The 379-nt window shown below is 55.9% G+C and carries 1 protein-coding gene; it reads right to left on the reverse strand.

Features of this window, described 5'->3' with window-relative positions:
* A partial coding sequence (locus tag HX773_RS25485) for a hypothetical protein (RefSeq protein ID WP_176973814.1) occupies positions 1–185 on the reverse strand: 185 nt, incomplete at its 3' end.
* Positions 186–379: the final 194 nt, after the last annotated feature.

Consider the following 379-nt stretch of genomic DNA (forward strand, 5'->3'; position numbering starts at 1 on the left):
TCGGGCGATTGCAGTTTTGCCATCATCCGCTGGACCTCGTGCCGGGAATTGCAACTGGCGAGCATGCTCTGGCGCAAGGCGTTGCGTTGCTCGCCGGGGGCATTGAGCAGCCAGGCTGGCAAATGCTCTTTGATCACGTCGAAATGAGACTGTTCGGTGGTGAGTTGGGGAGAGGTTGGAGTCATGACGGTAGCCTTGCCGGTTTTTTGAAGCGTCAGCTAACGACAAGGCGGTCGGGCGGCGGCACTAGATAGTTGTCGGCTTGCACCTGGGCGGATGGACGCAGGTAAAACCGACTGTTATCGTCGGACTTGATCAAAATTTGTGCTATATTGCGCGCCCCGCGAATTTCATCTCGATACTTTTCGTCTCCACATCG

It is taken from the genome of Pantoea sp. B9002, assembly GCF_013385945.1.
Taxonomy (GTDB): Bacteria; Pseudomonadota; Gammaproteobacteria; order Enterobacterales; family Enterobacteriaceae; genus Pantoea.